Genomic DNA, 24619 nt, shown 5'->3' with positions numbered 1-24619 from the left:
CATGAACCACTCGATTTACAGCGCAGATCGGACGACCCACCTCAAGATCGTGGTGGTGGCGCTCGTGGCTGGCATCGCAGTGGCCGGCTTCGGCATCTCCGCCCGGCTCAACGCCGAGACGAACTACGCGCAGACCGCGAAGGTCATCAAGGCCGGCAAGCCGGTCGTGGTGACGAGCTCGCAGGCGTCGCTGGTTCGCTGATCAGAATTCCCGGAATTCACGCGGTTCTCACAGCCCCCCAACTGGCCGCGTGGATATGTAGTAGACCCAACCCCAAGTCCACTACCGAAAACGCCCGCTCCCCACGGGCGTTTTCTTTTTGCCGGTTTGAGCTACTTGCCCGGCGGCACCGTCTCGATCAGCTTGCCCGTAAAGACAATCGGTCCCGTCGCCTGCCCCGTCGGCGAGCCGCCCTCCGGCTCGACGGTGACAGCGTAAGTGGCGCGGCTTACGATGTCGGGGTCGTAAGAGGACAGAACCGGGCGGCTGGTGAAATCACTGCCGCCGATCACGCCGAGCGAGCGCGGCTTCTGCAACTTGTCCGACACGATCCAGAGCTCAAAACTTTTGCCCGCCTCGGGCGCGGCGCCGACCCGTCGCACCGTGTAGCTCCGCGTGGCGGAGTCGACGGTGAGGATGAAGGCCGGGGACGCCGCATCCTTCTGCAACAAAGCGACGAACTGCGCCGCCGGCTCCGGCGCGGCCGGGACCTTGACCTCCACCGTCTGAATTCGCGGCTTCGGCTGCAGCCGCTGCGGCAGCAGATCGGGCCGATAGACCTGCACGCCGACCAGCGCAAGCAGCGCCGCAGCGAGCGCGGTCATGACGTTGGCGACCGCGCGCCACCGCCGCACGCGGGACGACAATCGGATGACAGCGGCATTGTCGTTCGCCGCGCTCTCGGCCGATGTACCGATGCGCGCCGGGGCGTTCACCGGCGGGGCGGCAGCCCGCGATCGCGGGCCGCCGGTCTCCACCCTGGCGACGTCGGCGTTGGAGACTTCAGGCTTGAAGACTTCAGCCTTGGAGATCTCGACCGGCGGCGCTTCGACCCTGGGCGGCTCAGCAACGGACCGCTCGGCCTTGGGCATCTCGGCCGGCATAGCTGGTGGCAGCTGGATCTCAGCAGCCGGAACGGGGGGCGGTTCAGGCGCGATGGCCGCGACCGGGGCTTCTTCAATTACGGGGACCTCAGCGACCGCCGGCGTTTCCGCTTCGGACAGATCGACAGCGACGGCTTTGGGACTCGAGCGTGCGATCTCGGCCTTGATGCGGTCCCACAGCTCAGCGCGCGGCTCGACCAGCCCGACCATCTGGTTGAGCGCGCCGAGGCGCAATTCCCAGGCCTGCACGACGGCCGCGAAGTCGCGGTCGACCGCCATCATCGTCTCGACCTGGGCGCGCTCGGCGCCATCGAGCGTCCCGAGCGCATATTCCGCCGCCAGCGCGATATGGTCTTCGCTATACGCCATCACGGGTCCAGGTCACGTCACCTACGAGCTCTCTTAGTCCAGTCGAGCCACACCTCATCCGAGACCGAGGCATTGGCGGATGTCCATCATGCTCCGCCGCAGCCAGGTCTTGACCGTATTCACCGGCGCCTCGAACTTGGTCGCCAATTGCTCGCGGCTCCAGCCATTGTAATAGGCGAGCAGCACGAGCTTCTGGCGATCGGGCTCGAGCCGGCCGACGCATTCCAAAAGACGCTTGAGCTCCTCCGACATCTCCCGGCGCGCCAGCGGATCCGGCGTCTCGGCAGCGACCTCCAGCGCGGAAGGCTCATCTTCCAACGACAGCTCGCCACGCTTGCGCACCAGGTCGATGGCGCGGTTGCGGGCGATGGCGGCCATCCAGGTGATCGGCGAAGACACCGCCGGGTTGAACTGGGCGGCGTTGTTCCAGACCTTCACGTAGGTCTCCTGGACGACCTCCTCGGCGAGGTCCTGTCGGTGCAAGATACGGAGCACGACGCCATAGAGTTTCGCGCGCGTCGCCGCGTAGAGGCGCTCGAACGCAGCCTCGTCGCCCTTGGCGACTGCGGCCAGCAGCTCGACCAGATCTGCCGGCGTCAGCATTCAGCGTCCCCGAAAATCGCCCCACTCCCTCGTTCGAGCCCACGTCCTCCCGTAGCACACATCGCGCGGGGCGCTCTACCCGGGTGGGGCAAAGACGAAAAACCCGGACCTCGCGGCCCGGGTTCACGTCAAGCTTCCGGCCGTGGCGACCGGCTCAGGCGATGACGCCGAGCCGGGCGCGCATCAGGCCGATACTGTCCATGTCGGCCTGCTCGCGGGCGCTCTCCTCGGCCTTTTCGCGGGCCTGGTCGCGCTCGTCGAGCAACTCGACCTTCTTCATCTCCTCGAACGCCTCCGACAGCGCCGCCTTGGCATCCTCGAGCTGCCCGCGCAGCTCGTCGGCCGAGCGCGTCAGGTTTTCCCGGCGCTGGATCGCGGCCTTGGCATAGGTCGGATAGGCGAAATGGGTCGGGTCGTTGATGCCGGCCCGGTCCTGTTCGGTCTGGATTTCCCGCTCGAGCTCGGCGGACATGCGCTGGAAGTCAGCGATCATGCCTTCAATCTGCGTCACCCGGCGGCGTTTCTCATCCACCTGAAACTTTTTCAGGCGGATCAGCGTTTCGCGCGACTTCATCGACTCATACTCCCCAGAAGTCCCGTAGACGGCGCGGGACAGGGCCGGCCGCCCTTCCTGGGCTTGCCGACTAAGCTCGTTACATGGAGGGGATGATTACCCGACAAAGTTAGCTTTCCGTTTCCAAACGCCCCAGGATCTGTTCCAGCTCCAGATACCCTTGAGAAAGGGTACTGACCTCGTCCTTGCGCTGCCTGAGGAACGCCTCCAGCGGCTCGTGCAGCCGGATCGCCTCGTCGACCTCGGGGCTCGAGCCTGCCCGATAGGCGCCCAGCCGGATCAATTCCTCCATGTCGGCGTAGGTCGCCATCACCTGGCGCGCGCGCATGATCGTCGGCAAGAATACGGGGTCGGCCGATTTCGGCATCGTCCGCGACACCGATTTGAGGATGTTGATCGCCGGGTAGCGGCCGCGTTCGGCGATCGAACGCTGCATCACGACGTGGCCGTCGAGAATGCCGCGCACGGCGTCGGCGACCGGCTCGTTGTGATCGTCGCCGTCGACCAGCACCGTGAAGATTCCGGTGATGGTGCCGTCGCCGCTGCCGGGACCGGCGCGCTCGAGCAGCTTCGGCAGCTCTGTAAAGACAGTCGGTGTATAGCCCTTCGCGGTCGGCGGCTCGCCGGCCGACAATCCGATCTCACGCTGCGCCATCGCAAAGCGCGTCACCGAGTCCATCAGGCACAGAACGTCCTTACCTTCGTCGCGAAAATATTCCGAGATTGCGAGCGTCAGATATGCCGCCTGCCGCCGCATCAGCGCCGGCTCGTCGGAGGTCGCGACGACCACGACGGAGCGCGCCAGGCCCTCCTCACCGAGATCGTCCTGCAGGAACTCCTGCACCTCGCGGCCGCGCTCGCCGATCAGTCCGATCACCGACACCGCGGCATCGACGTTGCGCGCCAGCATCGACAGCAGCACGGATTTGCCGACGCCGGAGCCGGCGAAGATGCCGAGCCGCTGGCCGCGGCAGCAGGTCAGGAACGTGTTCAGAGCGCGCACGCCGAGATCGAGCGGATCGCCGACGCGCTTGCGCGAATGCGCCGGCGGCGGATTGTTGCGATAGGGAACCGGCGCTGCGCCCTGCGGCAGCGGCCCTTTGCCGTCGATCGGCTCGCCCATGGCGTTGACGACGCGGCCGAGCCAGGCCAGCGACGGCCGCACCTGGTTCGCGGCATTGGCGATGACCGCGCGGCAGCCGCGCCGCACCCCTTCCAGCCCGGCGAACGGCATCACCACCGCGTTCCTGCCGGAGAAACCGATCACCTCGGCAGGAATGACATTGCTGCCGGTCTCGATCACGATGCGCGCGCCGACCGACATCGCATGAATGGGCCCGGCGATCTCCACCATGAGTCCCTTCACGCCGACGACACGACCATAGGTGTTCACAGCGTCGATGTCGTTGATCTGTTCGGCAAGGGCTTTCATTGCAAAGCTGCCTTCATCGCGAAACCAGTTTCATCACGAAACAGCCTTCATTGCGAAAACCTTAAATAGGAGCCGATTCGCCTGGCTGGTTTAACTCTGTGTTTACTCGCATCATTAATCATTGCGTCATGGTCTGGAGTGACTGACGTAGTGCGCTTTGCCGCCCCCCCAAAAGCGGTGAGGAACGAGAGTCGGTTAGTTCCATCTCTTCACATGGAGCTTGAACGAGGACGGCTGAGAAAAACTGCTTCTTCGCAACACCTTACGGCGATTCGACAAAAATTGCACGGATAGAGCTTGCGCAGCGGAATCAGGATTTGTTAACCATCTCTCGTCAGGATCCGAATCAGTTGTTCAAAGGCGTTTTGAGTGCCGCGGTGGCGGCCGACCTGACGCCCGGAGCGGCGACTATGGGGAACTGGCATGCGCGTTTTGCTGATTGAGGATGACAGCGCCGTCGCGCAGTCGATCGAGCTGATGTTGAAGTCCGAAAGCTTCAATGTCTACACGACTGACCTCGGCGAAGAAGGCGTCGACCTCGGCAAGTTGTACGATTACGACATTATCCTTCTCGACCTCAATCTGCCCGACATGTCCGGTTACGACGTGCTCAAGCAGCTGCGTGTCTCGAAGATCAAGACGCCGATCCTCATTTTGTCCGGCCTCGCCGGCATCGAGGACAAGGTCAAGGGCCTCGGCTTCGGCGCCGACGACTACATGACCAAGCCGTTCCACAAGGACGAGCTGATCGCCCGCATCCACGCGATCGTCCGCCGTTCCAAGGGCCACGCCCAGTCGGTCATCCAGACCGGCGACCTCGTCGTCAACCTCGACACCAAGACAGTCGAAGTCGGCGGCCAGCGCGTGCACCTGACCGGCAAGGAATACCAGATGCTGGAGCTGCTCTCGCTCCGCAAGGGCACTACGTTGACCAAGGAGATGTTCCTCAATCATCTCTACGGCGGCATGGACGAGCCCGAGCTGAAGATCATCGACGTCTTCATCTGCAAACTGCGCAAGAAGCTGGCCAACGCCTCCGAAGGCCGCAACTTCATCGAAACCGTCTGGGGCCGCGGCTACGTGCTGCGCGAGCCGCACGACATGGACGAGCGCATCCCCGCCTGATCTTTCACTGGGTAACTCGGCAAGCCTCACCGCTTGCTCCTCCCAGACTGGGCCCCGCCGCAAATGGCGGGGTTTTTGTTTGTGGGGGCGGTGTTGCTGATGGGCCGGCCATTTGCGCCCTGGCCGACAGTCATTGGAGCCAAGCTCTCCCCAAGCGCACGGTGAACTCCCCTCCCCCTTGCGGGGAGGGGTCGGGGGTGGGGGTCCCCGAAAATGGTCCGCATGAGACTCCCCCACTCCAGCCAACCAACTAAGCACTGAGCTCGCCGCCCGCACCGCCCCTGCCCCGAACTCCACCCCGAGCAAGAAGCCCCCACCCCCAACCCCTCCCCGCGTGCCGACAATCGCTGGCGCGATTGGCGGCGTGGGGGAGGGGAGCCGACCGCCGTTGCCGCAGCTGCACGGCTCAAACGCCCCCCACAGGCCCCTCGCCTTGCTCCGTCATTGCGAGGAGCGAAGCGACGAAGCAATCCAGAGTCCCACCCCGGCCCCTGGATTGCTTCGCTGCGCTCGCAATGACGCCCGAGGCGACTTTCATCTCTAAAAGTTCGCACGACATCTGCGGATGCGCTTTCTAAGAACGTACAGACAAATCACCGCGGTCTCGCAGCGCCCCGCGCCCGAGTTGTTCGGCATCCTCACCGCCCTCCTCCAAACTGAGGGCGCAGGGAAGGCCGGGCGCTGGCCGCGCCCGTGGCCCGCCTGCAGAAAAGAAAGCAGGCGGCAGTCACCACAGGTCTGGCCGAAACACCCGGCCCTCCCTGCGCGATGGCTTTACGATTTATACGCGATCTCCCTGGGGACCGGCTGTCTTGCCCCCATCACCCGCAGGCAGCTCATCAGCAACGCCCACAGGCTTGACCTCAGCACCGGGAGGCCAGGACCACGCGACTTCACCGTGCACCCAGGATCGTTCGTCGGCACGGCCAAGCCATGCTGCGACCCGAAGCGCCCATCGCATCCCACACCGACGTCCGTGACGACCGCGAAGCGTCCCCTCGTTGGGGCGGGACGAAGCGGAGTAAAGCACGTTTTCTGATAAAGCGAAAGAAAATTTTTCTGGATAATTGAACTTTAAGCAGAACGGCGGCAGAGCGGCTCTCATGCACCCGCATTAGATGGCGAAACCGCCCAAGGGCGTCTCAGCACCTCGAAGGTAGCCAGGCGAGATCAGCCTTGCCGCCTTTTTATGAAGCTTCCAGCATTTAGTCCTGCAATGCTAGGATACATCCGTCCGAACCACGCGCCTAGCTGCGCCGTATAGGTCGGCTGCAGTCCGCTCGTGCTTCGCGGAGGGGGACACATGGCATTGCGCTTCATCGCCCTGGCGGCTTCGGCCTGCGTCATCCTTTCGGGCGCCCCTCCTGCGTCGGCTGCCGACGCGGAGCCGACGGAGTTCAGGCTGGTGACGCCGCCGCTCAGCATCTACAGGGATCTGCGGCGCCCTGTGGCGGAGACGTTGCCGGTGCCCTCAGGCTTCACCAGGGAGCATATCCTGCTCGGCGACCGGATCTTCCATGGCGAGGCCGCGAACGGGCAGTGCAGCGTCTGTCATGCCATCGATGGCAAGGGCACGCCGAACGGCAACGATTTGACCGCCGGAATGTTCGTCTGGAGCGACGGCAGCGTCAACGGCGTGAAGCGCACCATCCTGCACAACATGGAGGTGGCGCCCGGACGCGATGGCGATCTGGACTTGGCGGATGTCGAGGCGGTGTCGGCCTATGTCTGGGCCATCAGTCATCAGGAGCTGTCGGAAGTGAAGAGCGAGAGTGCACCCTCGCCGGCAAAATAGACGGCTTGAGCCACCAAAACTCATCCACATTCTCATCGCATCAACTGATCTCACTGTGGGATGTGCAGCCGATCCGAACCTGCCCCGAAGGCCAAGCGCGAAAAGTCGTTCCCAAGCGGGGTATCGGAGCGAGGCCAAATACACATCGACCAAAAATGAGTCCTGCGAGACCAGAGCCACCGCCTTACCACCACGCCTAATCTGGAGTAGTCTCCGAGGTAAGCGGGATATCGACGTCGAAGCGGCCATCCGTCTGCTTATTCTGAATATACAGTCCACCGTAAGAAACCACTTCGTCCACCAAATCTCCCAGCGCTTCAAAAACGCTTAAGTCTCGCCACCTACCGTATTCAAGTGCAATGGATTCGCAGATAACATGCAACTTTTCGAAGTGAGGAGCGAACCAACTCCTATCGAGAGCAGACTTCGCAGCTGGCCGATCGTGTAGCGTCAAGGACCGACCAGCAAGGTCACCGAGAAAATAGCAAGAAAACTTCATCAGCTCGCCGTAGCAGCCATAGACCTCAGCCAACACTTGATTGAGCTTTCCATGCAACCGATATTGCCTAATAAAAGCGTTCGCTCGAGAACGAGTGACATTCAACGCCTCTAAGAAGATCTCCTCATACGCGTCCGTTGATGGTTGGCCGTAATTTGCACAAATCTGAGTCACTGCATACTCGTCCCAGCATACGCCAATGACCTCCCAACGATGATGATCATGGAGATTTGCCGGCCTTTTGCGGAGAATCATTCCAGGAAAGGCCGCATCGAATCTGGCCGTAACTTCGACGTGAGCACACTCGTGAGCAAGAAGATGAAAAGCTCTCCCGTAGAGCGGATTTGAAAGATCCTCCAAACCGATAATCGCTGCAGCATCGAAGACCATGTGGCTCTTAAGCTGACCATCGCGAAGCACAGATGGCGTCATGGCAATTCCCACAGCCAGCTTGTCCGATGCTTTGAGCCTTTGGGACGCAGCATAGCCCAAATCAAGGTCGAGCAGGGCCTGCCCATAGTTCGCGGCAATTGTAACACCGTCGAGCGTCCCCAACTCCATATACCGACTAAATTCACCAACATACGCCGCGATCAGCTCACCAAATTGACGGGCGTGCTCATCTGTTTCAAAGCCACCACGAAGGCTAACCGAGATCGTAGCAGGCGCGGTCCGCGGTCGGTCGACAGACTTGGACATTAAAAGAGATCCATATCTCAATCAAAGTAATCGGCTAGTGCGATTAGAGGCTTCCGCACTAGCTTTCCCAATTTTTTCCTGAGATTACATACGGCAGAACGCACATCGGAGAGAGACGGGCTAGCATCTAGCTAGAATACCTTTCGCCATAGACCGTCTACTATCGATAACCAAAGGACGCCCGGGTTCCGGTATCAATCCATCAGTCGCCTGGAAACCAAGATTGTCGGCGCCGTGGACAGATCCACGTCGCTCGGCCGCGCGCCCCGGGGGCGTTCGCCGGAATCGACGAGCATGCTCCGCACCGAAAAGAGATCAGCGAATTACCTCGACGCCCAGCACAAACTGCCGGACCTCCCAACAGCTACGAAGGATCGAAAATGGACCGTCACTAAGCGCCTAGCTGAAAGAGTACAGCTCGGAACCAGCAGGCAGCATTGACGAATCTGCAATAAAGATGTCGCATTCGATTTGCTCACCCCACAAAATCAATCAAGGCGTCTTTTGCTGTCAATCAGTTTCACGGGTTTCCAGCCTCTCTCCCACAGGATTCGGATTTGAAAGTCGATAAGAACCGGCACACCGAGGTAGAAAAGCTTCAGATCGCCGGCCTCACTTGGAGCTTTGCTCCATTTGGCCTGATCTTCATGGCAAAAAAGTTCTTGCTGTCCGCAATAGCAGCGGATGCTGCAGAACAAACGACCTCCCCAACAGGCACTTGGCAGCCAGTCCCAAAGTATCTTGCTTGTCATAGCATCGAACTCGCTCTCAAGGCCTTTCTCACCCTGAAGAACAGCAGCTTGAAGGACGCAAGACGCTTCAGCCACGACATCCAGAAGCTGCTTGAAGAAGCGCTGAAACGAGGCTTGGAGGAATACGCGTCACTTTCGTCAGAACAGAAAGAAACTATCGCCCGAGCCTCTTCTTACTACAATGAAAAGGTCTTTGAATATCCATCACTTCCAGAAGCAGCCCAAGCTTATCCTGGTGACCCGCCGCTCGGCCCGCTCATTGCAGCAGCTCAAGCATTAGTTTCGAGCCTATACGAGCCTTGCCAAGAAGCCTAAGCCGGCTGATTTGCCTTGCTTCGTCCACGCGGAAGCAGACTTATCTCATCTTGCCTTTTGATTTAACGAGCTTCTTGGACATGGCCGCAATCTTTCTATTATAGCTTCCGAACCACTCTGCAAGAGCATGCTCGTATAGCGTAAAAGCTGTAAGGAGTGCTGTTCGCGATACACTCGCATGAGTTCCAAGATTTCCCACGTGCCTTAGCGCCGTGAAAATTTCCGACAAATCAGCTCCGTTCTGCTTCTCAAAAATGCCTATTCTTTGGGCCAACGAAATACTAACTCGCTTTCCGGTTCGGTTGAACTTCTTTATACCAACTTCGTCTAGGCCGCGTTCAAGACTTGTTCGCAATCGGTTGGCCGAAGCGTTCAAGTCAGCCCAAAAAAGTTGAAAGGATTGTTCAAGTTCTCTTCGGACTGAATCAGGGACCTCTTTGGGCAATTCGATTATGTAGGGAGCAGGAAACATGCTGCGCGGCCTCAGCTGAGACGCCCAGATCCGTCCAAGCTCTTCATCATCCTCTTCGCCAAAGACGGTATCTCCACTGACGACAACCAGCTCGCCGCAGGAGGAGGAAGAGCACTCAAGGAGCAAAACAAACCTTTGATCTACCCAATCTGGTTCCCAATCCTCGTGCGATCTTGCACGTTTCGAACGTTGAGACTCTACAACTTTGAGACTGCCCTTTATCTGGGCGAGGCTACCCTGATTACAGGCCGGGCATCGAAACGGTGGAACTTGATCTTGCGGAAACGTCTCGGACCAATGCGCAACATTGACGGTCAATAGCCCCCTCCACCATTCGCTTTCGCCTACGCAAGCTATATAGCGCAGCTGCAATGTTCGTCAGCTGTTCTTTCGCTTCTTCGAAACACTACTCCTAGATTGCTGCGCGTTACATGCTGACCAGGCTTACCTCCGGGCTGTCTTGGCCTTTGCCTTCTTCGCTGCCAAAGTGGGCTTCACCTTTTCTTTGGTCTTTTTCTTGCGGCCAGCAGTGGTTTTAGCTGCTGCAGCCGCCTTCTTCGTAGATCTCTTGTGGCCGGCAGTTGTCTTCGCGGCAGCAACGGCTTTCTTTTGGACCTTCCTGGCCGGCTTAGTCGGCAGCTTGGTCTTCGCAGCCAAGTTTTTAGGCGGCTTGGTCGTCCCGCTTGGTTTCGTCGGCTTCTTCGGCGCCGTACTCTCCGCGCTCGCAGCTGCCCCGCCACCCGCCGCCGATAGCCAGAACCGTAGCTCCGGCGACTTCTCGTCCGCCCCCTTGATGTAGCGGTCCTGCCAGCTGTCGTCGCCTTGCAGCGGCTTGCCGAAGATCTCCGGGTGCTCCTTCAGCAGCCAGCGCCAGGCATAGTGATCGTAGAGGTCGAGGACGTGGCAGGCATAGGCTTCGGCGAGGCCGCGATGACCGCGGATGATCAGCATGTTCTCGTCGTTGTTGTGCGAGGCGCGGAAGCCGAGATTGTGCGAGCCGGTCACGACGACGCAATCGTCGCTGAACGGATCGATCACCACGATCTTGTTGTGGATGATGGCGAAGCCGTATTTGGCGAGTTCCTTTTCCCACTTGCCGAAGGCGTCCTGCACCGCGCCAGCGGGCACGCCGCGGAAATCGATGCTGCCCTTGGCGCCCGCCTTCTTCGGCGTGCCGGATTCGCCGACCACCTTCACCTCGGGCGCGGGCTCCTCGCCCCCATCGTCGCCGCCGCTCTCCGACTGGCCGCCGGAATGCAGCGCGGCGGAGAAGTTCGTCGCGCGCACCGGGCTGGTCAGCGCTCCCCGTACGAACAGATCGGGCTTGTCCTTGAGCAGCTGGCCGGCGACGTCGAGGATCGAATTGTTGCCGGGATCGAAGGCGAGGAACAGCACCGCATGCTTGGCGCCGCGCATCAGCTCGAACACCCGGCCCATGTCGCCTGGCGTCTTGGGATTTTTGCCGAGCTTGCCCGGCGTGTTCGGCGAGAACATCGGCTCGATGGTCACGCCCTGACCGAGATCGATCGGCTGATTGATCGAGCTCGCGTTGTTGGCGCGCGCGAAGTCGCGCAAGGTCTTCGACTGCAGCGCCGACTTCTCGCCATCGGCAGCGTCGACATCGGCCTTCAGCGCATTCCAATAGCCGAGATAGCGCTGGGCCAGCTCCGGGCTCTCCACCACCAGGGCGTTGTTGGTCTGGGTGCACAGGCCGGTCGAGGTCCAGTTGGTCGAGCCGGACAGCACCGCCATGGGCTTGTCGTTCTCGGTGAACACCATGAACTTGTTGTGCGGAATCGAGCCCTTGCCGAGGATGCGGTCGATCACGCTGACGCCCGCCGCCTTCAGGTTGGCGCGGTTCTCGGCATCGGCGTCGTCGGAGTCCTTGCCCTGCTCGTTGCCGAGAATGACAGTCCGGCTCGCCGGGTTCTGGTGCAGCTGCTTCTCGAGGCCGTTGGGATCGTTGAGCTCGTACAGCGCGGCATGGATGGTGCCGCCGCCGGTGTCGGCGCGCTTCAGCAGCGAGGTCAGGCCGTCCTGCAGCTGGCCCATCAGGCGGATGCGGATCGGATCATTGGGATCGAGGATGTGCGGCGCCAGCGCCGGGATGCTGGGATGATCGTTCAGCGCATGGCTCAGCGCCTGCGTCGCGGTGATGCCGCGGTTGAAATAGGCGTGGAACGGCGGCCGCTCCGGCGTCAGCGTGACCTGATTGCTTTCCAGCGGCGCAACGCCGGCGAGCGGCGTGAGCGTCTGGCCCGGCGTGCCGCCCATCGGCACGATGCGATATTTGTAGGTGCCGCCGCGCTTGGCATAGAGATCCTTCCACCAGAATTTCTGCACCGGCGCCTGGTCGGTGTTGAGCTTGTCCGCCGTCTGCCCGGCAAAGCGCGCCAGCGCGGGCAGCAGAGTGTCGGTGTTGGCGGCGACGTCGATGCGGTGAATGGCGAAGCCGAGACAGCCGTCGAGACGGCGATCGAAGGTCCAGGCGACGACGGCAATGTCATTGTTGGAAAATGCAAGCGCGGGCATGGCGGCAATCCCTTTCGTCGAAAACCCCCAGAGTGAAGCAGCTCAGACAAGAATATGTCTCTGAGTTGCAACAACGGTTCGACACATCCGGGACAGGAATGGGATGGTGAGAAGGGCGCTTCGGCGATGATGCAACGCAACATTCGGTCGATCGAAGCACACAGGCGCAGCAAGCGCGGTGCTCACCCTCCCCTGGAGGGTCCCTGGAGGGGGAGGGTCGGCTCACATGAGCGAAGCGAATGCGAGCCGGGGTGGGGTGACAGACTTTCCGAGCGTACGGTCTGGGCGAGGGAAGCGAACGTGCAGGAGTTAAGGACGTCGACCCGATGGATCGCGCCCTGGGCTTCACCCCACCCCGCCTCCCGTCTCGCTTCGCTCGCCGCGAGGCGACCCTCCCCCTCCAGGGCAGGGCAATCGCATGTGGAATTTTTCGATTCTTTTCGTGCTTCCAAAGAGCAGTCTGGATTCGAAAATTTCCTCCCGTCGGCCTTCGCGATTCCAATATTTCGTTTGGGCCGCGTTGGAGAGCCACATGCGATTGCCCTGCCCTCCAGGGGAGGGTAGGCAAGCGCGCTAATCGACCGGTCGAAGCGAGCCCGACCGATCGCTAATCTAGCCGATAGCGCCCGGCTTGCCGCGGGTCACGTAGCGCCCCTCACCCTTGGCGCCCACCAGCTTCCCATCGCGGACGACGAACTTGCCGCGCAGCATCGTGGCGACCGGCCAGCCTGATATCTCGATACCTTCGTAGGGCGTGTAGTCGGAGCCGTGGTGCAGGCCCGACTGGCTGATCTTGGCCGTCTTGTTCGGATCCCACAGCGCGATGTCGGCATCGTAGCCGATGGCGATGGAGCCCTTGCCCTTCAGGCCGTAGGTCTTGGCGTGGTTGGTGGCGGTGAAGGCGACGAACTGGTTGAGGCTGATGCGGCCCTTGCCGACGCCCTCGGAGAACAGGATCGGCAGCCGGGTCTCGACGCCGGGGATCCCGTTCGGCACCCAGCGGAAGCTGGTGCGGCCCTTCGGGTTCAGCTTGCCGGCCTCGTCGTCATAACGGAACGGGCAGTGATCGCTGGAGAACAGCGAGAACACGCCGCGTTGCAGGCCTTCCCAGCACGCCTCCTGGCTCGCCTTGTCACGCGGCGGCGGCGAGCAGACATATTTGGCGCCTTCCATGTTGAGGCCCTGCATGTCCTCCTCTGTCAGCACCAGATATTGCGGACAGGTCTCGCCATGGATCTTCAGGCCGCGCATCTGCGCGCGGCGGATCTCCTCCATCGCCTCGCGGTTGGAGACGTGGACGATCACGATCGGAACGTCGATCAGCTCGGCCAGCGAGATCGCGCGGTGGGTGGCCTCGCGCTCCACCGGGATCGGCCGCGACTTGCCGTGATAGTAAGGCGCTGTGTTGCCGGCGCGCTCGAGGCGGTCGGTGAGGAAGCGGATGGCGTCGTAGTTCTCGGCGTGGATCTGCACCAGCGCGCCCTGCTCGCGCGCGACCTGCAGCACGCCGAGGATCTCGTAATCGTTCAGCGCGAGACCCTCATAGGTCATGAAGATCTTCAGCGACGAATAGCCGTCGGCGACCAGCGCCGGCAGCTCCTGGCCGAGCACGGCGTCGGTGGGGTCGGCGATGATGAGGTGGAAGGAATGGTCGACGTAGCAGGCGTGGTCGGCCAGCGCGTGATAGTCCTTCAGCGCCGCGCGCAGCGGCTGGCCCTTCTCCTGCAGGCAATAGGGCATGACGAAGGTGTTGCCGCCGAACGCTGCGGCGCGCGTCGCGCTCTCGAAATCGTCGGCCATGACGATGCCCGGGCCGGAGGGCTGGCTGATATGGACATGGCTGTCGATGCCGCCGGGCAGCACCAGGAGCCCTGCGGCGTCGACGATCTCGTCGGCATCGGTAATCGCCTCGCCGATGGCGGCGATGCGGCCGCCTTTGATGGCGACATCGGCCTTGTAGGTGTCGCTCGCGGTGGCAACGGTGCCGTTGCGGATGACGGTGTCGAAGACAGCCATGTGACGCGCTCTCCCAATTCCAGGCAATCGAAGCTCAGGCGAATTTGTGAAACAGCGATCCCCATTCGCTGACGCCACGGGGATCTGTGCCGGCCAGTTTCAAGGATTTCCATACCACGGTGGCGATGCTGTCGAGAATCGGGATTCCCGTCTCCAGCTCGAGCCGCGCCACCAGCGGCGCCGCCCGCATGTTGGTGCAGACGACCGCGATCGCATCCGGCTTCTCGCGCGCGACCTCGCGGATCATGGTCTCGATCTCGGCCGGCGTCACCTCGGCGAAGGAGAAATTGTCCTGCAGGTTGAGGTGCCGGTCGCCGCGGCAGGCGATGCCGAGCTTGGCGTAATTGGCCACGATGCGCGCCTGCACGTCGTCGCGGTAGGGCGTGACGAGGCCCAGCGTCGTGGCCTTCGCCGTCGCCAGGATCTCGTTGAGCGCCAGCATCGAGGTGGTGGCAGGGATGCCGGTCGCCGCGGTGATCTGCTCGCAAAGCTTCACGTCGGTCTCGAAGCCGAGCCAGCCGGAGGAGGTGCCGCTCCAGCCGATGACGTCAACCTTGGCATGCGCCAGCAGCTCGGCCGCGCGCAGGATGTTGGACGTGTCGAACTGCGCCAGTGCGTCGGTCGAGAGCGCGATCTCGGTGACCTTGAAGCGCGAGAAGTGCGCCGAGACGTTGGGCAGCCCCGCCACCATGGCGGAGGTGATCGGCTCCAGCGCGGTGTTCGACGACGGCGTCAGCATGCCGAGGAGGGTGCGTCTGGTCATCCTGTGCCCGCCCTTTCAGGTGGAGAGAGTGTGCGCCGCGCGCAGTGTGCGGCCCTCGGCCGATCCGGGACCATGCAAAGCAAGTCATGCGCCAATCCACGGAGAGCGCATAGACTTTGTTCACGTCGAACCGGTCAGGCTGGCGCCGCGACAGATGAAAACTTCCCGCGTCGGACCCGATCATGATCCTGCAATCGCTCGCCGGCCTGCCGGCCTTCCTGGTGTATTTCTGCACTGCCCTGTTCGCGGTGACGACATACCTCTTCATCTACACCAGGGTCACGCCCTACAATGAATTCCAGCTGATCCGGGACAACCACCCCTCGGCTGCGATCTCGCTCGGTCTCAGCCTGCTCGGCTTCACCCTGCCGCTGGTCAGCGCCATCGCGCATTCCGCCAACGTGCTGGATTGCCTGATCTGGGCGCTGGTGGCGCTGATCGTCCAGGTGATCGTCTATTACCTGGTCCGCATCCCGGTGCCGGACCTCGCCAACCGCATCGTCGCCGGCGAGCTGGCCTCGGCGATCTGGCTTGGGCTCGCCTCGCTCTCGGCCGGCGCGCTCAACGCCGCCTCGATGATCATCTGACCATGGCCGAGCAACGCCGCGATTTCGGCAAGCGCAAGCCGCTGCCGCCGCCGCCGACGACACCGCCGGTGAAGCGCTCCGGCCAGGTCGCGCTGCTGCTGATGGGCACGCTCGCGGTCGGCGGCACCGCCTATGCGCTGATGCCGCACCGCCAGAGCTGCCCGCAGCCGGGTCCGGATACGCCTGCGCTGGCCGGCCAGCAGCAGGCGACCGAGTGCACGACACATCGCTCGGGAAGCAGCGGCGGCAGCGGCTCCGGACGCTGGGGCTTTTCGAGCAGCGACTCGTCGTCGCGCAGCAGCAGCGCCGGCTCCAGCTCGACGCATGTCGCCGACGCATCCTCGTCGCACGTCTCGCGCGGCGGCTTCGGCGGTTTTGGGCATGGCTTCGGCTTCGGCGGAGGCGGCTGATTTCCGTCCCGGAGCTGCCGCGAAAACACCGCCTTTGTGTTGTTTGTTCGGATTCGGATCTTTGACACAGACCAACGATCATAAAAAACTCGCCCGCCGACTGATCGGAATGCATCCGGTGAAACGTCCGCGCCTGATGGTGCGGACGACGATCGAGGCTGCCGCCAATGCTGCGGTCTCGACAGGGTTTCTACGCAAGCCATCGAGCGGCCCCGGGCGCGATCAGGCGCCGGGGCTCGGCGATCTCCATTGCCGCGTCATCGACGGTGGCTTGGGTCATGCTGTGCGCCGCGTTCATGGCCACGGCACGCTTGCTCACGCCGGCGGCTAGCCCAGATGCAGCGCATCCCCTGCCCCGAACGCGATGACTGGCGGGAGACGGCGGCGCAATGCGGCTTCGACTTCTACGAAGTCGACGGCGAGCGCTATTGGGACGAGCGCGCCTACTACGCGTTCTCCATTGCCGAGATCGAACTCGGCATCGAGGAGCCGACCGGCGAGATCGAACAGATGTGCCTGGAGCTCGTCCGGCGTGTCGTCGCCGACGAGGCGCTGCTGCGGCGGCTGCAGCTTCCCGAGCCCGCCTGGCCGTTGCTGGCCGACAGCTGGACGCGCGCCGACCCCAGCCTCTACGGCCGCCTCGACCTCAGCTTTCCCGGCTTCAGGGGCGGCGACCGCGTGCCGGCAAAGCTGCTCGAATACAACGCCGATACGCCGACCTCGATCTTCGAGGCCGCGGTGTTCCAATGGACATGGCTCGAACAGGCGATCGAGCGGCGCATCCTTCCCGGCCGCGCCGACCAGTACAATTCGATCCATGAGCGGCTGATCGAGCGCTGGCGCGCGCTCGGCAAAGGCCGGCTGCACCTCGCAGGCGTCACCAGCGAGCCCGAGGATGCCGCCACCCTGGTCTATCTCGCCGACACCGCCGCGCAGGCCGGGCTGTCCACGACGGTGCTCGACATCACCGATATCGGCTGGCGCGACACTGGTGGCGGCTTCGTCGATCTCGACAATAACGACATACGACTCGCCTTCAAGTTGTATCCTTGGGAGTGGATGTTCCACGACGCCTTCGGGGCCAAGCTCCAGACCGCGCCGACGCGATGGGTCGAGCCGCCCTGGAAGGCGATCCTGTCCAACAAGGGCATCCTGCCGCTGCTGTGGCAGATGTTCGAAGGCCATCCGAGCCTGCTGCCGGCCTATTTCGAGGATGACCCCAAGGCGGCGAGCCTCGGGCAGAGCTTCGTGCGCAAGCCGATCTATTCGCGCGAGGGCGCCAATGTCAGCCTGGTCTCGGGCGGGGTCGCCGTGTCGGCCCAGGACGGCCCCTATGGCGCCGAAGGCTACATCCGCCAGGCGCTGGCGCCGCTGCCGGATTTCGGCGGCGTGTTCCCGGTGATCGGCAGCTGGCTGGTCGCCAACACCCCCTGCGGGCTGTCGATCCGCGAGGATGCAACTCCGATCACGGGAAATCGCTCGCGCTTTTTGCCGCATGCGATCCTGTAGTCGTTAACGAGCCCGCGCGAAACGGCTCGACACTCCGCTCCGGATGACTAGATAGAGCAAGGGGAGGGAACTCCTGGACGCGGCGACTGCGACCGGATGCGAGGCATGGCGACAAACAACTCCCGGCTCGAAGGCTTGCGCATCCTGGTCGCCGAGGACGAGGGATTGATCGCGCTCGAGCTCGAAACCGTGCTGCAGGGGTTCGGCTGCGAGGTGATCGGCCCCGTCTCGCGCGTCGCCGAGGTGCTGCGTGAAGCCGAGCGCGGCCATGTCGACGGCGCGCTGCTCGACGTCAACCTGCGCGGCGAGCAGATCTTCGCGATCCTGCCGCAGCTGATCGCGCTCGATCTGAAGATCGTCATCACCTCGGGCTATGACGACGCGACCCTGTTCCCGCCGGACTTCCGCAGCCTGCCGCGCCTCGCCAAGCCGTTCGACGAACGGGCGCTGCGCGCGATGTGCGAGGCGACGTTCCTGGGCTCGGTTGCGAGCTAACGCATGATCCGGGACTAATCAGGCTGCACGGCAGAGGCCGGCACCTGCTCCGGCACGGTCTCGGCTATCAGCGCAAAGCGCAGCGTGCAGCGCATTCCAGCCGGCTCGAAGGCCAGATCCGCATCACCGTCGAGATCGAAGCGGACGACGCGATCGATCAGCGTGGTGCCGAAGCCGCGGGCGCCGCCGCCTTCGACCGCGGGACCGCCGCGCTCCAGCCAGACCAGCTCGAGCCGGCGGCGGTCGTCGCACAGCTGCCAGGAGATCGAAACCTGGCCGAACGGCGCCGACAGCGCGCCGTATTTCGATGCGTTGGTCGCGAGCTCGTGCAGCACCATCGACAGCGGCAGCACCAGCCGCGCCTCCAGCAGCACCGGCGGTCCGTCGATGGCGATCCGCCCTTCACCGACGCCGTAGGGCGCCAGCACGGTCGTGAGCAGCTCGTTGAATCCGATGCCGATCCAGCGTGTCTGGGTGAGAATGTCGTGCGCGATCGAGACCGCCTGGATACGTCCGGAGAACGCCTTGTTGAAGGCCGGCAGCGATGGCGAGGTGCGCAGCGTCTGCCCGGCCACCGACTGCACGATCGCCAGGATGTTCTTGACCCGGTGATTGAGCTCGGCGACCAGGACCGTCTGCTGCTCCTCGGCCCGCTTGCGGTCGGTGATATCAGTCAACGTCACGATCGAGCCGATCATGTCCTTGGCGTCGTTGACCAGCGGGCCACCCGACAACAGGAACGAGCGGCCTGCAACGCGGTCGTTGCGGAGTCCGACTTCGACGCCGTGGAACGGCTTGGTCGCCAGCGCCTGATCGAGGCTTTCGCGGGAGAAGCGCGTGAAGGTGCCCTGCTGGCTGGCGCTGCGCGCATCGAGCGGAAAGGCCTCGGAGAACAACTGCCCGACCGGCGGCCGTTCCGCGAGCTGCTCCGCCACCCAGCTCGCATGGGTGATCCGGCCATCAGGCGCGAGGACGACGACGGCGTCGGTCGCCTGCTCGAGGATCGAGCGCGCGAAACGCTCGGCATTGGCAACCTCCTCTGCACGGCGCTGGATCGACATGTCGGTCAAGGTCACGAGCGTGGCCACGACGCCGCCCATCGCCATCTGCCGCATCCACACCGACACCGGCAGATGTCCGCCGTCGGCGCGGCTGAGCTGGGCATCGGTCGCTGCATCGTCCGCGCGCTGCTGTGGCACCGGTCCAGCGAACAGCGCGGCGAAGTCGCGCCCCACCAGCTGCTCGGCGGCAAGTCCGGTCAGCGCGCACAGCCTGGAATTGACGTAGACGATGCAGCCGTCCTCATCGAGCGTCAGCGCGCCGTCGCTCATCCGCTCGACCAGCACGTGATAGGGCGCATCTGCGCCCTGCAGCATGATGACCTGCGGTCCTGTCGGCCCCTGCACCACGACAGCATCGACATTGCCGCGATGGATCGCCTCGACGGTCTCTTCGGCCTCGTTGCGCGGCCGTGCCGCCTGCATCGCGTCTTTTGCTGCCACGAATCCTCCGTTCAGCTCGGGGCGATATCGAGACCGACCAGCACCTTCTCAGCGTTGGAAAGGTCGCCGATGATGCGCTTGAGCGGCTCGGGCAGCTGCCGGATCAGCGTGGGGATCGCAACGATCTGGTCGCGCTGGGCGAGCGCAGGATCCCGCATCAGATCGATCACCTCGATCGTGTAGCGGCCGGGCAGATGCGTCTCGCACAGCTTCTTGAGATTGGCGAGCGCCGCCACCGATTTCGGGGTCTGGCCCGCGACATAGAGCCGAAGGTTATAGCCATCCTGTTCCATGGGTGCGGCCGTCATTTGCTTGACATCGGTTTCGACGGCGAGCTCACCGCACGCATCGACGAGCGGGTCTGCACCATGGCGACGCGATCGGCCGAGCGCTGATCCTCGCGGGCGGCCCCTTCCCGGTTCAGAAGCTCCATTTCCCCCTCCTCGCCCGCAAGCTGGGCTTTCAGCACTTCGATCTGTGCCGCGATCTCCTCGCGGCGACGCGCAATCTCCCGCGCGCGGCGGTCCATCTCCTGCATGCGCAGCAGCTGATCGGCGCGATCCCTGGCCTCCTGGGCCGCCCGCGCCGATCCCGTGAGCACGCCGTCGGGCCCGACATAGACCTCACGCAGCGCAATGCCGTCAGCGCTCATCAGGAACTCGCGCACCTGGTTGGAATGCGCCATGCCGCGCGACTTCAGGAGATAGAGCTGGCGGTTGTGCTCGCCATTGATCTCGCGATTGTAGAGCAGCAGCCAAGTGTCGGTGAGCGACGAAATCTGCATCTCGGTCGTCGCAGTCTCCGCGGTTCCAGCACCCAGATTGGTGAACAGCGCGGTTACTCCGCGCGACTTCAGGAAGTCGATCAGGCGCAACGTCATCGAGTGCACGTCGCCGGCCTGCCCGGCGCCCATCAGCGCCGAGATCGGATCGATGACGACGGCCGCAGGATCGAACTCCTTGACCTCGCGATGCATCGAGGCGAGATGGGTCTCGAGCCCGTAGAGATTGGGGCGCCGCGCCGAGAAGCGCAGCAGGCCGCGATCGACCCATTGCTGCAGGTCGAGGCCGACAGACTTCATGTTGCGCACGATCTGCTGCGGCGATTCCTCCAGCGCGAAATAGATGCAGCGCTGTCCCGCCTGGCAGATCGAATTGGCGAAATGGGCCGACACCGTCGACTTGCCGGCGCCGGCCATGCCGGACACGAGGATGCTCGATCCGCGGTAGTAGCCCTGCCCTTGCATCATCGCGTCCAAGTCGGGGATGCCCGTCGACACGCGCTCGGTGAACGCATCATGGGCGAGACCCGACGAGGTGATCGGCATCACGGTGATGCCTTCCTGGTCGATGATGAAGGGATATTCGTTGGTGCCGTGCGCCGTGCCGCGATACTTCACGACGCGCAGCCGCCGCGTCGACAGCTGATCGTGCACGCGGTTGTCGAGCAGGATCACGCAGTCGGCGACATATTCCTCGAGGCCGTAGCGGGTCAGCGTGCCGTCGCCGCGCTCACCGGTGATGATGGCGGTGACGCCCTTGCTCTTCAACCATTCGAACAGCCGGCGAAGCTCGGAACGCAGCACGGCCTGGTTGTCGAGGCCGCCGAACAAGGTCTCGATCGTGTCGATCACGACGCGTTTGGCGCCGATCGAATCGATCGCGAAGCCGATGCGGATGAACAATCCGTCGAGATCGTAGTCGCCGGCCTCCTCGATCTCGTTGCGATCGAGATGGATGTGGTCGACCACGATCTTCTTCTGTTCGATCAGCCGATCGATGTCGTAGCTGAGCGAGCCGACATTCTTGATCAGGTCCTCCGGCTGCTCCTCGAACGCGACGAACACGCCCGGCTCGTCATAGGTGACCGCGCCATTGTAGAGAAACGTCATGGCGAACAGCGTCTTGCCGCAGCCCGCGGCGCCGCACAGCAGGGTCGGACGCCCCTGCGGCAGGCCGCCGAAGGTGACCTCGTCGAGGCCGTCGATCCCGGTCGCTGACTTCGCGATGACAGGAAGATCCCGCGTCACGATCCGAGGACGCACACTCGTTTTCATCAAGATCCCCCCGCCGTCGAACCAACACGCTTCGGCCACACCAAGGCGTGAATCGACGCGTCAGGGCGGAAAAGGTTCCGCCTGCGGGGAAAAGATTTTGCTTTGCAGAAGGTCCTGGGACGACCGGCCAGCGTTATGGCCGGTCAAGCGGTGGCTCTGGGCCGGCCCGCGTCAACGTGCCGCGACCACCTTGAGTCCGGGCAACAGGGCTGCTCCGCCGCGCGGACTGCGGACCGGATTGATCTGATAGAGACCGCGGCGCTCCTGGTTCGGCTTGAAGGCATCGGTGATGCCGACCACCGACTCGGCGGCGCCCAGCAGCACCGTGCCGTCAGGCTCGAGCTGCTTGGCAAGTCGCTCGAAGATCGAGGCCTTGGTCTCCTGGTCGAAATAGATCAGGACGTTGCGGCAAAAGATCACGTCGAACTTGCCGAGATGCGAGAAGTCCTGCAGCAGATTGAGCTGACGGTGCTGCACCATGCCGCGAATGTCGGCGCTGAGCTGCCAGAGGTCGCCGAGCTGGGTGAAGTGCTTCACCAGCAACTGAATCGGCAATCCGCGTTGCACCTCGAACTGGCTGTAGAGGCCGGCCTTCGACTTCTCCAGCACCTCCTGCGACAAGTCGGTGCCGACGATCTCGATCCGCCAGCCGGCAAGCGCCGCACCGAACTCGCGCAGGCACATCGCGATCGAATAAGGCTCCTGCCCGGTCGAGCAGGCGGCCGACCAGATCCGCAACGACCGGCGGCTGGCGCGCGACTGGATCAGCGCGGGCAGGATGTAGTCGCGCAGATGGTCGAAAGGCACCTTGTCGCGGAAGAAGAACGTCTCGTTGGTGGTCATCGCCTCGACCACCTGCGTCGTGAGCTGCTCGCCGCCGCTCTTCATCTTCTGCACCAGCTCCGAAATGCCGGACAGGTTGGCGCGGCGGGCCAATGGCAACAGCCGGCTTTCGACCAGATATTGCTTGTCGGCCGAGAGGTCGAGGCCGGAGCGCTCCTTCAGGAGCTTACGCAAGAACTCATAGTCCAGGGGGGTCACGAACGGTCTCCTGCAAACAGACGGACCACCTTCGATGCGATCTGATTCAAGGGGAGGATGGCCGCGCAGATGCCGGCATTGGCGGCAGCACCAGGCATGCCCCAGACGACGCTGGTCGCTTCATCCTGCGCGATGACGCTACCGCCGGCGGCGACGACGTCCTTGCCGCCGCGCATGCCGTCGGAGCCCATGCCGGTCAGGATCACCGCCAGCGTAGCGCCCTGCCAGACCTCAACGGCGGAGGTGAACAGCGGATCGACCGCCGGCTTGCAGAAGTTGACCGGTGGACCATTGTCGAGCGCGATCACCGCATCCGTGCCGTGACGCGCGACGCGCATGTGCCGGCCGCCCGGCGCAAGATAGATCTGGCCCGCCTTGATAACCTCGCCATCGACGGCCTCGTGGGCCGGCCGGCGGCTCGACCGCGCCAGATGCTCGGCCAGGATGGTCGTGAAGGTCGGCGGCATGTGCTGCGTGATCAACACCGGGAAACGATCGATCACCGCACCGAGCTCGGTGACAACCGACATCAGGGCTTGCGGACCACCGGTCGACGATCCGATCAGCAGCACCTTCGGCATCTGCGTGCCAAAGGCGCGACGCGCCAGCGGAGCCGCGACGGCGGGCGCGGCGTGCATGGGAACGGGAGCCGCGAGCGGTCGTGGCACCGGAGCCGGCTTCAGCTCATGGACGTGCGGCGCGGCTGGCGCGGAGTGGAGATGAGGTGCAGGCGAGGAACGGCGTGCCTTGGCGCCGAGCGTGCGGATCTTCTGGATCAGATCGTGGTGGAAATTATCGGCGGCCGACGCCTCGCGCGTGCTTTCCGGCTTCGGGATGTAGTCGGCGGCGCCCAGCGAGAGTGCCTTGAAGCTGATCTCGGCGTTGCGGCGGGTCAGGGTCGAAGCCATGATCACCGCGAGGTTCTTCTTCTTGGCAAGCAGCTTCGGCAGCGCGGCGATGCCATCGAGCTCCGGCATCTCGATGTCGAGAACGGCAACGTCGGGATTGACGCGATCGATCTGGTTCACGGCCTCGAGGCCCGTGCGCAGCGAGGCGGCCACGACCATGTCGGGCTCGGACGCGATCCAGCGCGAGATCATGCCGCGGATGACGACGGAGTCGTCCACGACCATCACCCGAAGAGGTTCCTGCCTGGTCGAACTTGGAATCGAAGAACTGGCCAACGCGACGCTCATAGTTCACCAACAGGACAGAGGCACAGGGTGACGGCAACCCCGGACGAGCACGGATCCGTCGAGCTGTCTGAAATCAGAGCAGCCCGACTTCCTGGAATTTCGCCGTCACGATGTCCTTGTCGAACGGCTTCATGATGTACTCGTTGGCACCTGCATGCAGTGCGCGCGCGATGTGCGCCACGTCGTTCTCGGTCGTGCAGAACACGACCTTCGGCGCATCGCCACCGGGCATGCGGCGGAGGTTGCCGAGAAACTCGTAGCCGTCCATCACCGGCATGTTCCAGTCGAGCAGAACCGCATCGGGAAGACCGCGCTTGCAGATCTCGAGCGCCTGCTCACCATCCTCCGCTTCGACGATCTGGAAATCCAGGCCTTCAAGGATGCGGCGGGCCACCTTCCGAATGACGCTCGAGTCGTCAACTACCAGACACGTTCTCATTTCAGCCTCTCGGGATCAGGGTCCAAATCCGGTCACGCGGTGTCGCGTGGCCGGGCTTACGCTACGGCCGTCAGGCCGCCATCTTGTCGGCGGCGAGTTCGAGCACGCGATCGACGTCGAGGATGACCATCAGCTGGCCATCGAGGCGGTGCACGCCACCGGCGAGCTTCGCCATGCGCGGGTCGAGGTTGACGGGATTGTCCTCCCGGCCTTCCTCGGGCAACCGCAGCACTTCGCCGATCTGATCGATCAGGAGGCCATAGGACTCGCCGCGCAGGTCGACGCCGACGGCCATCGGCGGCTTGCCGTCGTCGGCCCGGGCAAGCCCGAGCCG

Annotated in this window: 25 protein-coding genes; 9 read left to right on the top strand and 16 right to left on the bottom strand. The window is 63.4% G+C overall.

Annotation, left to right across the window (positions count from 1 at the left end; translation table 11 throughout):
• Nucleotide 1: 1 nt before the first annotated feature.
• On the top strand, nt 2-202 hold the full coding sequence (locus tag ACQR07_RS33405) for a hypothetical protein (RefSeq protein WP_434906301.1): 201 nt from the start codon (nt 2-4) through the stop codon (nt 200-202).
• A 131-nt stretch (nt 203-333) separates the two neighbouring features.
• Here ACQR07_RS33405 and ACQR07_RS33400 read toward each other — a convergent pair whose 3' ends face one another.
• The 4 genes from ACQR07_RS33400 to fliI form a co-directional block, all read right to left on the bottom strand.
• Entirely contained in the window at nt 334-1473 is a 1140-nt protein-coding gene (locus ACQR07_RS33400; protein WP_434906300.1) for an anti-sigma factor, read from the bottom strand.
• A gap of 54 nt (nt 1474-1527) precedes the next feature.
• Nucleotides 1528-2076, bottom strand: coding sequence for a sigma-70 family RNA polymerase sigma factor (locus ACQR07_RS33395; protein WP_434867725.1), 549 nt, complete (start codon nt 2074-2076; stop codon nt 1528-1530).
• A gap of 154 nt (nt 2077-2230) precedes the next feature.
• Complete coding sequence (gene fliJ, locus ACQR07_RS33390; protein ID WP_434867726.1) at nt 2231-2650, bottom strand: flagellar export protein FliJ; 420 nt, start codon at nt 2648-2650, stop codon at nt 2231-2233.
• A gap of 109 nt (nt 2651-2759) precedes the next feature.
• The gene (gene fliI / locus ACQR07_RS33385) at nt 2760-4082 is read right to left on the bottom strand and encodes a flagellar protein export ATPase FliI (RefSeq protein WP_434906299.1); all 1323 of its coding nucleotides are present in this window, start codon (nt 4080-4082) and stop codon (nt 2760-2762) included.
• Between the two features lie 423 nt (nt 4083-4505).
• Here fliI and ctrA point away from each other — a divergent pair, with 423 nt between their 5' ends.
• Both ctrA and ACQR07_RS33375 read left to right on the top strand, forming a co-directional pair.
• Entirely contained in the window at nt 4506-5207 is a 702-nt protein-coding gene (ctrA, locus tag ACQR07_RS33380) for a response regulator transcription factor CtrA (RefSeq protein WP_012046382.1), read from the top strand.
• A gap of 1303 nt (nt 5208-6510) precedes the next feature.
• Nucleotides 6511-7002, top strand: coding sequence for a hypothetical protein (locus ACQR07_RS33375; RefSeq protein WP_434906298.1), 492 nt, complete (start codon nt 6511-6513; stop codon nt 7000-7002).
• Between the two features lie 196 nt (nt 7003-7198).
• Here ACQR07_RS33375 and ACQR07_RS33370 read toward each other — a convergent pair whose 3' ends face one another.
• Nucleotides 7199-8200 carry a hypothetical protein gene (locus ACQR07_RS33370; RefSeq protein ID WP_434906297.1) on the bottom strand — a complete coding sequence of 334 codons (1002 nt, stop codon included), beginning with the start codon at nt 8198-8200 and terminating at the stop codon, nt 7199-7201.
• A gap of 557 nt (nt 8201-8757) precedes the next feature.
• On the opposite strand from ACQR07_RS33370, the gene ACQR07_RS33365 reads away from it, so the two are divergent.
• Nucleotides 8758-9267, top strand: coding sequence for a hypothetical protein (locus ACQR07_RS33365; protein WP_434906296.1), 510 nt, complete (start codon nt 8758-8760; stop codon nt 9265-9267).
• Nucleotides 9268-9307: 40 nt separating this feature from the next.
• Here the strand turns inward: ACQR07_RS33365 and ACQR07_RS33360 are convergent, their stop codons facing one another.
• The 4 genes from ACQR07_RS33360 to ACQR07_RS33345 all read right to left on the bottom strand — a co-directional run bounded on the left by ACQR07_RS33360 (nt 9308) and on the right by ACQR07_RS33345 (nt 15050).
• Nucleotides 9308-10057 (bottom strand): DUF4145 domain-containing protein, encoded by a 750-nt coding sequence (locus ACQR07_RS33360; protein WP_434906295.1) that lies wholly within the window; start codon nt 10055-10057, stop codon nt 9308-9310.
• Between the two features lie 126 nt (nt 10058-10183).
• Nucleotides 10184-12271 (bottom strand): phospholipase D-like domain-containing protein, encoded by a 2088-nt coding sequence (locus ACQR07_RS33355; protein ID WP_434906294.1) that lies wholly within the window; start codon nt 12269-12271, stop codon nt 10184-10186.
• A gap of 612 nt (nt 12272-12883) precedes the next feature.
• Nucleotides 12884-14287: a dihydropyrimidinase gene (gene hydA / locus ACQR07_RS33350; protein ID WP_434906293.1), complete on the bottom strand. Its 1404-nt coding sequence runs from the start codon at nt 14285-14287 to the stop codon at nt 12884-12886.
• 34 nt (nt 14288-14321) lie between these two features.
• A complete protein-coding gene (locus tag ACQR07_RS33345) occupies nt 14322-15050 on the bottom strand; it encodes a maleate cis-trans isomerase family protein (RefSeq protein ID WP_434906292.1) in 729 nt (242 codons plus the stop codon).
• A 182-nt stretch (nt 15051-15232) separates the two neighbouring features.
• Between ACQR07_RS33345 and ACQR07_RS33340 the strand changes: the two genes are divergently transcribed.
• The 5 genes from ACQR07_RS33340 (at nt 15233) to ACQR07_RS33320 (ending at nt 18051) form a co-directional block, all read left to right on the top strand.
• Nucleotides 15233-15637 carry a DUF350 domain-containing protein gene (locus ACQR07_RS33340; protein ID WP_434906291.1) on the top strand — a complete coding sequence of 135 codons (405 nt, stop codon included), beginning with the start codon at nt 15233-15235 and terminating at the stop codon, nt 15635-15637.
• 2 nt (nt 15638-15639) lie between these two features.
• Nucleotides 15640-16047 (top strand): hypothetical protein, encoded by a 408-nt coding sequence (locus ACQR07_RS33335; RefSeq protein ID WP_434906290.1) that lies wholly within the window; start codon nt 15640-15642, stop codon nt 16045-16047.
• Nucleotides 16019-16378 (top strand): hypothetical protein, encoded by a 360-nt coding sequence (locus ACQR07_RS33330; RefSeq protein ID WP_434906289.1) that lies wholly within the window; start codon nt 16019-16021, stop codon nt 16376-16378. Before ACQR07_RS33335 ends, ACQR07_RS33330 begins: the two co-directional genes overlap by 29 nt.
• Before the next feature lie 5 nt (nt 16379-16383).
• Entirely contained in the window at nt 16384-17556 is a 1173-nt protein-coding gene (locus tag ACQR07_RS33325) for a glutathionylspermidine synthase family protein (RefSeq protein ID WP_434906288.1), read from the top strand.
• A 105-nt stretch (nt 17557-17661) separates the two neighbouring features.
• A complete protein-coding gene (locus ACQR07_RS33320) occupies nt 17662-18051 on the top strand; it encodes a response regulator (RefSeq protein ID WP_434867739.1) in 390 nt (129 codons plus the stop codon).
• A 14-nt stretch (nt 18052-18065) separates the two neighbouring features.
• Here ACQR07_RS33320 and ACQR07_RS33315 read toward each other — a convergent pair whose 3' ends face one another.
• The 7 genes from ACQR07_RS33315 to ACQR07_RS33285 form a co-directional block, all read right to left on the bottom strand.
• Nucleotides 18066-19553, bottom strand: coding sequence for a sensor histidine kinase (locus ACQR07_RS33315; protein WP_434906287.1), 1488 nt, complete (start codon nt 19551-19553; stop codon nt 18066-18068).
• A gap of 11 nt (nt 19554-19564) precedes the next feature.
• A complete protein-coding gene (locus tag ACQR07_RS33310; RefSeq protein WP_434867741.1) occupies nt 19565-19861 on the bottom strand; it encodes a circadian clock KaiB family protein in 297 nt (98 codons plus the stop codon).
• Nucleotides 19858-21609, bottom strand: a complete 1752-nt coding sequence (gene kaiC, locus ACQR07_RS33305) for a circadian clock protein KaiC (protein ID WP_434906286.1) — start codon at nt 21607-21609, stop codon at nt 19858-19860. The genes ACQR07_RS33310 and kaiC overlap by 4 nt, the downstream gene beginning before the upstream one ends.
• Nucleotides 21610-21780: 171 nt before the next feature.
• Nucleotides 21781-22650: a CheR family methyltransferase gene (locus ACQR07_RS33300; protein ID WP_434906285.1), complete on the bottom strand. Its 870-nt coding sequence runs from the start codon at nt 22648-22650 to the stop codon at nt 21781-21783.
• Nucleotides 22647-23846: a protein-glutamate methylesterase/protein-glutamine glutaminase gene (locus ACQR07_RS33295; RefSeq protein WP_434906284.1), complete on the bottom strand. Its 1200-nt coding sequence runs from the start codon at nt 23844-23846 to the stop codon at nt 22647-22649. Before ACQR07_RS33295 ends, ACQR07_RS33300 begins: the two co-directional genes overlap by 4 nt.
• Before the next feature lie 73 nt (nt 23847-23919).
• Nucleotides 23920-24285 carry a response regulator gene (locus ACQR07_RS33290; RefSeq protein ID WP_434867745.1) on the bottom strand — a complete coding sequence of 122 codons (366 nt, stop codon included), beginning with the start codon at nt 24283-24285 and terminating at the stop codon, nt 23920-23922.
• Between the two features lie 70 nt (nt 24286-24355).
• Nucleotides 24356-24619, bottom strand: a 264-nt coding sequence (locus ACQR07_RS33285) for a chemotaxis protein CheW (protein WP_434906283.1), incomplete at its 5' end; no start/stop codon positions are given.

This window comes from Bradyrhizobium sp. HKCCYLS20291, from assembly GCF_051167715.1.
Taxonomy (GTDB): domain Bacteria; phylum Pseudomonadota; class Alphaproteobacteria; order Rhizobiales; family Xanthobacteraceae; genus Bradyrhizobium.
Note: the sequence above shows the minus strand (reverse complement) of the source record. Positions and strands in the feature narration are given on the sequence as shown.

Bases quoted from the DNA above. Each gene is read 5' to 3' on its own strand.
- ACQR07_RS33370 (WP_434906297.1), bottom strand. From the start codon at position 8,200: ATGTCCAAGTCTGTCGACCGACCGCGGACCGCGCCTGCTACGATCTCG.
- ACQR07_RS33290 (WP_434867745.1), bottom strand. From the start codon at position 24,285: ATGAGAACGTGTCTGGTAGTTGACGACTCGAGCGTCATTCGGAAGGTG.
- ACQR07_RS33340 (WP_434906291.1), top strand. From the start codon at position 15,233: ATGATCCTGCAATCGCTCGCCGGCCTGCCGGCCTTCCTGGTGTATTTC.
- ACQR07_RS33330 (WP_434906289.1), top strand. From the start codon at position 16,019: ATGGCTTCGGCTTCGGCGGAGGCGGCTGATTTCCGTCCCGGAGCTGCC.
- ACQR07_RS33295 (WP_434906284.1), bottom strand. From the start codon at position 23,846: ATGAGCGTCGCGTTGGCCAGTTCTTCGATTCCAAGTTCGACCAGGCAG.
- fliI (WP_434906299.1), bottom strand. From the start codon at position 4,082: ATGAAAGCCCTTGCCGAACAGATCAACGACATCGACGCTGTGAACACC.
- ACQR07_RS33335 (WP_434906290.1), top strand. From the start codon at position 15,640: ATGGCCGAGCAACGCCGCGATTTCGGCAAGCGCAAGCCGCTGCCGCCG.
- ACQR07_RS33325 (WP_434906288.1), top strand. From the start codon at position 16,384: ATGCAGCGCATCCCCTGCCCCGAACGCGATGACTGGCGGGAGACGGCG.
- ctrA (WP_012046382.1), top strand. From the start codon at position 4,506: ATGCGCGTTTTGCTGATTGAGGATGACAGCGCCGTCGCGCAGTCGATC.
- ACQR07_RS33375 (WP_434906298.1), top strand. From the start codon at position 6,511: ATGGCATTGCGCTTCATCGCCCTGGCGGCTTCGGCCTGCGTCATCCTT.
- ACQR07_RS33405 (WP_434906301.1), top strand. From the start codon at position 2: ATGAACCACTCGATTTACAGCGCAGATCGGACGACCCACCTCAAGATC.
- ACQR07_RS33355 (WP_434906294.1), bottom strand. From the start codon at position 12,271: ATGCCCGCGCTTGCATTTTCCAACAATGACATTGCCGTCGTCGCCTGG.
- ACQR07_RS33310 (WP_434867741.1), bottom strand. From the start codon at position 19,861: ATGACGGCCGCACCCATGGAACAGGATGGCTATAACCTTCGGCTCTAT.
- hydA (WP_434906293.1), bottom strand. From the start codon at position 14,287: ATGGCTGTCTTCGACACCGTCATCCGCAACGGCACCGTTGCCACCGCG.
- ACQR07_RS33400 (WP_434906300.1), bottom strand. From the start codon at position 1,473: ATGGCGTATAGCGAAGACCATATCGCGCTGGCGGCGGAATATGCGCTC.
- ACQR07_RS33395 (WP_434867725.1), bottom strand. From the start codon at position 2,076: ATGCTGACGCCGGCAGATCTGGTCGAGCTGCTGGCCGCAGTCGCCAAG.
- kaiC (WP_434906286.1), bottom strand. From the start codon at position 21,609: ATGAAAACGAGTGTGCGTCCTCGGATCGTGACGCGGGATCTTCCTGTC.
- ACQR07_RS33320 (WP_434867739.1), top strand. From the start codon at position 17,662: ATGGCGACAAACAACTCCCGGCTCGAAGGCTTGCGCATCCTGGTCGCC.
- ACQR07_RS33345 (WP_434906292.1), bottom strand. From the start codon at position 15,050: ATGACCAGACGCACCCTCCTCGGCATGCTGACGCCGTCGTCGAACACC.
- fliJ (WP_434867726.1), bottom strand. From the start codon at position 2,650: ATGAAGTCGCGCGAAACGCTGATCCGCCTGAAAAAGTTTCAGGTGGAT.